This is a genomic window from Oceanihabitans sp. 2_MG-2023 (assembly GCF_030547245.1).
Taxonomy (GTDB): Bacteria; Bacteroidota; Bacteroidia; order Flavobacteriales; family Flavobacteriaceae; genus Oceanihabitans.
This window is the reverse complement of the sequence record NZ_JAUOQT010000015.1, coordinates 1-6,450: the sequence shown is the minus strand read 5'-3', so window position 1 is coordinate 6,450 and position 6,450 is coordinate 1. Positions and strand designations below refer to the sequence as shown.

Annotated in this window: 8 protein-coding genes; all 8 read right to left on the bottom strand. The window is 28.3% G+C overall.

Going from position 1 to position 6,450, the window contains the following annotated elements; genetic code table 11:
- Positions 1–185: 185 nt before the first annotated feature.
- The 8 genes from Q4512_RS16240 to Q4512_RS16205 all read right to left on the bottom strand — a co-directional run bounded on the left by Q4512_RS16240 (position 186) and on the right by Q4512_RS16205 (position 6,355).
- A complete protein-coding gene (locus Q4512_RS16240; RefSeq protein WP_303426435.1) occupies positions 186–965 on the bottom strand; it encodes a Cthe_2314 family HEPN domain-containing protein in 780 nt (259 codons plus the stop codon).
- Positions 966–1,121: 156 nt separating this feature from the next.
- A complete protein-coding gene (locus Q4512_RS16235; RefSeq protein WP_303426432.1) occupies positions 1,122–1,865 on the bottom strand; it encodes a DUF6090 family protein in 744 nt (247 codons plus the stop codon).
- A 161-nt stretch (positions 1,866–2,026) separates the two neighbouring features.
- Positions 2,027–2,791 carry a DUF6090 family protein gene (locus Q4512_RS16230; protein WP_303426430.1) on the bottom strand — a complete coding sequence of 255 codons (765 nt, stop codon included), beginning with the start codon at positions 2,789–2,791 and terminating at the stop codon, positions 2,027–2,029.
- A 768-nt stretch (positions 2,792–3,559) separates the two neighbouring features.
- Complete coding sequence (locus Q4512_RS16225; protein WP_303426429.1) at positions 3,560–4,300, bottom strand: hypothetical protein; 741 nt, start codon at positions 4,298–4,300, stop codon at positions 3,560–3,562.
- Positions 4,301–4,302: 2 nt separating this feature from the next.
- Complete coding sequence (locus Q4512_RS16220; RefSeq protein ID WP_303426428.1) at positions 4,303–4,761, bottom strand: hypothetical protein; 459 nt, start codon at positions 4,759–4,761, stop codon at positions 4,303–4,305.
- 80 nt (positions 4,762–4,841) lie between these two features.
- The gene (locus Q4512_RS16215) at positions 4,842–5,063 is read right to left on the bottom strand and encodes a hypothetical protein (protein ID WP_303426426.1); all 222 of its coding nucleotides are present in this window, start codon (positions 5,061–5,063) and stop codon (positions 4,842–4,844) included.
- A 25-nt stretch (positions 5,064–5,088) separates the two neighbouring features.
- Positions 5,089–5,691, bottom strand: coding sequence for a GTPase domain-containing protein (locus Q4512_RS16210; RefSeq protein ID WP_303426424.1), 603 nt, complete (start codon positions 5,689–5,691; stop codon positions 5,089–5,091).
- A 169-nt stretch (positions 5,692–5,860) separates the two neighbouring features.
- A complete protein-coding gene (locus Q4512_RS16205; protein ID WP_303426423.1) occupies positions 5,861–6,355 on the bottom strand; it encodes a hypothetical protein in 495 nt (164 codons plus the stop codon).
- Positions 6,356–6,450 lie beyond the last annotated feature (95 nt).

The following is a 6,450-nucleotide window of genomic DNA, read 5'->3' as shown; positions in this document are numbered from 1 at the left end:
AGAAAAAACTCGAAATATTCAATGTTTAGTTTTCCGTTAAATATGGAATTCGATTTTCCGAGTTGTTTTTGGTAACGTTTATGTATAAGAATAGTTGCGTGTTTGTATGCGAGGATTTTCCGAAGGAAAATCCTCGCATACAAACACGCAACGACCTTTGATTAATCACTAAACCGCAATTATTTTTATACGGTGTTGTAAAACGTTTTTGTTCGATTATTAAATTCCTCACTCAAAGCTGATAGAAATAACTTTAACTTTTCGTTAATTATTTTTTCCGTTTTGTTAATGAATTCGATTCGTTGTTTTTTTAGTTCCTTAATTTTGTAGTCAATCATAAATTTTGGGAAAGCCTTTTGGAATTTCTCATCTAATTCATATCCTAAACTTTGACTCATTAAATATATATCTAACCCAAAGTCCATTTCTATTTCTTCTTTTTCACCATCTTTATAAATTCCACGATGAGTATTAATGTGTCTTAAATCAATATAATCTTTAAAAACATCTAAATAATTATCTATAACTCTTAAACAGTCAGTTTCCTTGTCGAGTTTTCTTGTCAAATTTTTCCAATTACAGTTTCTTTCTTGAATTCCCAAACAATAAACTTCATTTACCATTAATTTCATAATTTCCATAATCGTATGGATTTTATGAACAAGAGACTCTGTATGATATTGAATGTAGTCTAATTCTCCAATTCCGTTTTCGTAGTAAAATTTCTTATTTGGAAATCGTCTTATGAAAACTCTAATTGAATTTAGTTGTTCAAAAACTCTTCTTAAATCTCCATTTATTTTACTAACTCTTGAAACATATTTTTCAGTATCATTTAATAAGTGAAAGTTGTTTTGACCAATTTTAAATCCATTTTTTTTCATTAAGGCTTCACTCGACTTATGAGTGTAGAATAATAGAGTCACTGAAAATGGATTGTTCGTATATTTTTCTTCTTCAGTCAATTTTAATCAAAATGTTTTACAACGTGTTCGTGTATGACTTTCGTTGCGTGTTTAGGTAACTAATTTAGCAAAAGAAAACGAGCCAGAGGAAAATCCGCAGGATTTTCCATGTAATCATTGCACTAGCAATGAATTATACACGTTGTTGTGCTTTCGTTATTTGTTTTGTTCCTTATTTATTAGTTCGATAATAACACCTGTTTCCTTTTGTATATTTTCTAATCTGTAAATAGATTCGAGTTGAGCTATACTCTTCCAACGATGTAAGCCTTCGTAAACTAAAATCAGTTCCTTTAAATTTTCATCAATATTTAAAAAATTTTTCATTTCAGGTTGATTTACCAGCCTTTTAGGTAGAGTAGTTGCCCCTAATAAACCACTTAATTTTTGAGTTATTTCTAGTTGCCCTTTACCTGTGTCTTCAAAGCGCTTTATGGTAGTTTTTTGTAGACTTGTTAAGTTCATTAATTTATTTCTTATATGTGACGGAATTAAGCCAATATCACCACTGCCCTGAAGTGATTCGATAGTATTTGTATTGAACGTTATAGGTGAATATACTAGAGCAAGTTTAGAAATCTGTTCATAAGCTTTAATTGGTGTCAACCCTTTTTTGTCATAAGAGCTTATGTAATTGTTATATTCATTTTGATGATTACTGAATTCTTTAATAATACTTTGAGTAGAGATAATATCATTGTTCAGTTCGTCTAATAATTGAGCATAATAATCTTGAGTCCTTGATTTTAACTTTTGGTTTTCATTCCAATTGTTAATCTGTAAGGCAATTAGAATACCAATAACGACAAGGATAATTTCTCCAATAGCATATTTAAAATACTTTCTAGTTTTGTTTTCCATTAGTAAGTTTTGTCTAATTTTTCTAAAGAATTTTATCATTGGTTAGCGGTTTGTCATAATGAAGCACAACGTGTTCGTGTATGATTTGTGCGGCTGAGAATCCGCAGGATTTTCAGATGCAGCAAATCAGATGATTAAAGATATACATTTTAATTGAAGTTCATGCGTGAGCATGAATTATACACGTTGTTGTGCTTTCGTTATTTTTTTATCTCCAAATCAAGGTCAATTAAAATTTGTTCTATTTCCTCTTTTATTCCACCAAAAGCCCTTGGTCCATTTTCTGCTTTAATTGTCAGATAGTAATCTAAAAGACTATTTTCAAACTCAGTCAAACTAAATATTACTTTATTGTTCACAGAATCAGAAATTGATTTGTGGTCAAAATTGAGACCTCTATCTATTAGTACTTTTCGGATACTTCCATTTTTATTTAATTGGCTTTTCAGTTCACTCTTCATAGATTTAACAGCATTTTCTACTAATTTTAAAAATTCCAATTTACTTTCAAAAGAAGCAAGACGTTGTCTTAGTTTTTTATTTTGAATTAAATTAAGGTTTCCTGAGCTAATAATATCAGTTAATACTCCATTTGAGGGATTATAGACTGCTTCGCCAGAAAAAACGGAATACATTATATTTGATATAGCTTTATCACTTATTGTGTCACGAACATTATTATCAAATAAGGTCAGCATATCATCTACTGCATTTACTCGTTCCTTATTTTCTTTAATGCTATTATTTATTCTTGTTAAATTAATTTCAAATTCAGTTTGCAATGACAATAAATATTCTTGTTCTATTTTTCTTTCTTGTCTACTATTATTGAAATTATTAATGCTTAGTGCAATCAAAATCCCAATAACAACTAGTACAATTTCCCCAACAGCATATTTAAAATACTTTCCAGTTTTATTTTTTTCCATAAGATCAAAGCGTATTTTTCTAAAGAATTTTATCATCGGTTAGCGGTTTGTCATAATGAAGCACAACGGTCTTGTGTATGCTTTGTTGCGTGTTTAAGCACCTAAGTTAGCAAATAAAAACCGAATAGAAAATCCGCGAGGATTTTCGTAAGTAGGCGAGAACTAGCAATAAAATATACACGTTGTTAGCATTACGTATGGTTTAGTTTTTTTAAGGATTTTACATTCAGTATTTCAGGTTATTTTTTTCTTTTTGATTTCAAATGATTTTTGTGAAAAATCCATGAACCGAAGCTAGGAATTATCTTTGCGTTCCGTATTTCAAGTTTAATATTTGCGTTCCGTATTTCAGAGTTTTTTATTCTTTTGATCTTAAAAGTTTCTTGTTACAAATCCATGAATCGAAGCTAAGAATTAATTATCCGTTTAGTTTTTTCAGGTTATTTCATTCTTTTAGTCTTAAAAGTTTCTTGAGTAAAATCCATAAATCGGAGCTATGGATTTATTTACGTTCCGTATTTCAGGCTATCTTTTCCTTATTAATCTTAAAAGCTTGTGGGAAAAAATGTATAAATGGTAATGAACTAAAAAAAGTTTATTAAAAATTTTAATTTCATATTACCTGAATTTTCGTTTTTGAAAATCTAAAGAAAATATGAATGCTAACGTGTTTGTATATGGTTTGTTGCGTGTTTCAAGCAACTAATTTAGTAAATAATTACGGACAAAGAAAGTCCGCGAGGACTTTCGTAAGTAGGCGAGAAGCTAGCAATAAATTATATACGGTGTTGGCATTTCGTTATTTTAAAATTCAATATTAATTGATAATTCCATTGATTTTCTTGAAGATATTCGGCTTTTGAAATTTGCAGAAATATCTAAAATTCCACCTAAAGCAACTAGACTTGAAGCAATATCTAAATTCTCATTTATTTCACTAGCTGTTTTTAGGCTTATCTTTTGAGTAGTTATTTGATTGCTATCATTTGGATTTCTGGATTCTACTAATGCTTTGACTTCTGGGTCAATTATTAAACCATAGCTTTTTAGCTTTTCTAAAGCTTTTTGGTATTCAGGTTTTGCTCCTGGATAAGTGTTTTCTATCGAATATGCTTTTTTAAGTTTTTTCGATATTTTTTTATTGAGTTTAGTTTTTAAAGTAGTTACTTTAAGTCTCCCGTTTATGTCTATTTCATATTGTTTTTCTGTTTCTTGCTGAACGACACTTAAAACTTCAAATTTTTTAGCTCCTAAAAGCCTAGCTAAATCAGCTGTATTTGCTAATTTTTCTCTCTGTATTAATTCATCACTATCCTCTATACTTATGTAATAATTCTCTTTGTAAGGATGTGAAATAAGTATTGAATTATTAGAAATTTTTTTATTGCCTAATATATTGTGAGCATTATTAAATTCCGTAATTTTCTCATTGGGTAACATAATTATATCGTTAGCCATTACCTCTTCATAATTATCCTCATATTTTGAAGCTGAAACATCTTCTTCTCTTGCGAAAATCACGACTTTTGAATTTATTTTTTCCATTGTTATTTTAATATTTTGTATAGTAGAATTATGAATGTTAATAATATAGCACTATAAATTATGATTTTTTTTTTGTTGTCTATTTTTGTTTTAGATAATAATTTTTGCAATAAATCAGAATCAATTTCTTTTTGAATTTTTTTAAGATTTTTATAAATGATTTCTTCTAAATTATTTTTATTTTTTGGGAAATAAAACATAAATGGTAAATGTCTACCATTACTATCTACTGTTTTCAACACACCAGTTATAACAAAATTGTTTTCAATTTGTAATACAGAAGATTGAGAATAACCTTTCTCTTTCCATATTTTTTTTGAATTTGGATTATTAAAAATAAGTTCTCTAATAACTTTTATTTTCTGTAGATTTTTTTCTTCTAAAAGTTGAGTACCATAAAACATATAGTCGAATTTATCGCTATTTTCATTCTGAATCCACATTAGAACATTTTCTTCCATTTGTTTAAGCTATAATTTAATTATTAAAATCCGAAAAGAATTTTCATTGTTGTCTTTCTTTTATAAATTAAAACTGTAAGTTACCAAGGTTCCATATCATTTTCCTTTCCTTTTCTGTTTAATAGTTCTAAAAGGCTACTTAATTTGTTTTTTTCTTGTCCAAATGCACTATCTATTCCTTCTTCTAAATCCTTTCTATTACTCCAAAATTTATCCAATAAACTTTGTTCTCTATCTTCAGAATATTCTATTTCGTCTATTGTTTTTTTTGTTCTGTCAATTAAATCCTCGAAAAAACCCATAATTTTATTTTTGTTTATATTGAATTTATTTAAAAAGCTCGTTTTTAAGAGCTTCTAACTCGGTTTCATTTGTTAAATCAATATAAATAGGTTTATTGATTTTTCCTTCGTTTGCAATTTTATCTATTTTCTCCCAAATTAACTTTTTAGCTGAAGGTTTGGTTTTTACTTTATCGAAATGTGAAGCGATAAGCATTATTTTAAGTTTTTCTTTCTTGCTTGTTTTGCAATATTTATTAATAAAATTTAATCTGCCATTAACATTTTTTGAGTAAGTTTCTTTTTCTAATATTTTTGAAGAATCAAATATGAAAAAGCTAACATCGCTCAATTGAATTTCTTCTTTATAATAAGCTTTTACAGCTTGGTCTGTACCAGCAATATCTTTCCCTTTTTTAATAGTTACTTTTTGATTTCCTTTTTTTATAACTATTTTTTCAAGGTCGTTATGTCCTATTGTAGCGTCTTTATATTCAGTTTTTCTTAAATAATTATGTAGTGTTGTTTTTCCAGATGAACTTGGTCCAAGAACAGAAACATAAATTTCTTTTTTCTCACTACTAAATATTGAATATCCAAATATTCCTGCTATTACAGCTACGACTCCTCCAATAATAAATGGTAACATAGTTTTTTTGTGTTTTCGTGGTTAATGAATGCCAACGTTGTTGTGTATGGTTAGTTGCGTATTTAAGCACCTAATTTAGCAAATAAATCACAGATAGAATATTCCGCAGGAATGTTCGTAAGTCGGCAGTGACCAAGCAATTAATTATACACGGTGTTGTACACCGTTTTTATATTATTATCAGATTTATTGGCAAATCATTTTTCAATTCCTCCATCTTTATTTCATTCCACCATTCTCTTGGAATTTGAGAAGTATCTAAATCAAATCCGACCTTAATTTCTTGAACAGAAATAACTACAGTTCCTTCCGCGGTTGACATTTCGGTTATAGTATATTTTTCTTTTAAATCACCAAGAGTATTTCCGACACCAATTCCGATATCAGTTTTGAATTTTTTTCCATAAAGCCATATTCTCCAAACTTTTTTTTCCGCTTCGTTTGGTTCAACCGCATAAATTAATTCAGAGTTTTCATATACATTAAAAATTGGGTAGTCATCTCCTTCGAGTTTGATTGTTCCTTCTTTTACTTTATAAATTCCATTTTTACTTTGTAAGAATTCAGTAATATCCATTCCGATTTTTACATTATCAACGCAATCATTCTCTATAATTCCAGAATTAATAAATAAAAAAAGTGCAATTATTGTCAGTATTTTCATATTTCCTCAAATGGTGTACAACGAGTTTGTGTATGGAAAGTTGCGTTTTTGTTAGCGAGGAATTTCCGAAGGAAATTCAGAAGTAACAAAAGTGC